The sequence below is a fragment of the Streptomyces sp. WAC06614 genome, assembly GCF_003949795.1.
Taxonomy (GTDB): domain Bacteria; phylum Actinomycetota; class Actinomycetes; order Streptomycetales; family Streptomycetaceae; genus Streptomyces.
This window is the reverse complement of sequence record NZ_RPRY01000682.1, coordinates 1-1,288: the sequence shown is the minus strand read 5'-3', so window position 1 is coordinate 1,288 and position 1,288 is coordinate 1. Positions and strand designations below refer to the sequence as shown.

General features: G+C 74.9%; 1 protein-coding gene. It reads left to right on the top strand.

Going from position 1 to position 1,288, the window contains the following annotated elements:
- Positions 1-174: 174 nt before the first annotated feature.
- Positions 175-1,092, top strand: coding sequence for a LysR family transcriptional regulator (locus EF918_RS35855; RefSeq protein WP_125652995.1), 918 nt, complete (start codon positions 175-177; stop codon positions 1,090-1,092).
- Positions 1,093-1,288: the final 196 nt, after the last annotated feature.

Here is a 1,288-nt window from a genome sequence, read left to right as displayed (position 1 = left end):
CTTCGTGCTTCGATATTGTCTGATCTTGATCAGGTTGGTCGCGATCCGGTGTCGGCAGGGTCGGATGTGGATAAGGGACAGACGGGGTGGGGGGCGGGACCGGTCCGTCGCCCTCGTGGTCCCACCGTAGAGTTGGGGCGTCCTGCTTTCCAGTGCAAGTTCTGCAAGGGATGAATGCGCGTGACGCAATCCAGACTCGACATGAACCTGTTGGTCGCCCTCGACGTGCTGCTGGAGGAGTCGAGCGTGTCGGCCGCGGCGGCGCGGCTGCACCTGTCCGAGCCGGCCATGAGCCGCACCCTCGGCCGGATCCGCAAGGCGCTCGGGGACCCCGTGCTGGTGCGGGCGGGCCGGGGCATGGTGGCGACCCCGCACGCGCTGGCGCTGCGCGCGGAGGTCCGCGAGGTGGTGGAGCGGGCCCGGGCGGTGTTCCTGTCCGGGGGCGAGGTGGACCTGCGCACGCTGACGCGGACGTTCACGGTCCTGGCGAACGACGTGGTGTCCGCCGCGCTCGGGGCGGCGCTGTTCACCCGGGTCTCGCGGGAGGCGCCGGGCGTGCGGCTGCGGTTCCTCTCGGAGAGCCATGTGGACCTGCCGACCCTGCGGGAGGGCGTGGCCGACCTGGAGCTGGGCGTGGTGGACACCCGAGCGCCCGAGGTCCGCACCGAGCACCTGCGGGACGAGCGGATGCTCGGTGTCGTCCGGGCGGGCCATCCGCTGCTGCGGGAGCCGGTCACCGCGGAACGCTTCGCGGCGCACGACCATCTGATCGCGTCCCGGCGCGGCAAGCTGGAGGGGCCGGTCGACGAGGCGCTGGCGCGGCTCGGGCTGACCCGCCGGGTGGCCGGGGCGGTGGGCTCGCACCCGGCCTCGCTGTTCGTGCTGCGCGACTCCGACCTGGTGGGGCTGCTCACCCGGCAGGCGGTGCCGCTGGCGGACGCCCTGGGCCTGGTGTGCTTCGAGATCCCGCTGGAGCTGCCGCCGCTGTCCTTCGGCATGGCCTGGCACCCCCGGCACGACGCCGATCCGGCGCACGCGTGGCTCCGGGACTGCGCGCGGGACCTGCTGCGGGCGGTCGGCCGCGACCTGTGACGGGTCACCCGGACGGGCGCGGGCCGTCACCCGGGTGGCGGCACCCGCGCGCCGCGCCGGAGGGGCCGTCAGTTCCGGCTGGGGGCCCGGCCGAACGGCCGTACGCGCCTCACCCCGGCCCGGTCCGGGTCGTGACGGGGGTCCGGTCCGGCGCGCCGGACCGGACCCCCGTCACGACCCGGACCGGGCCGGGGTG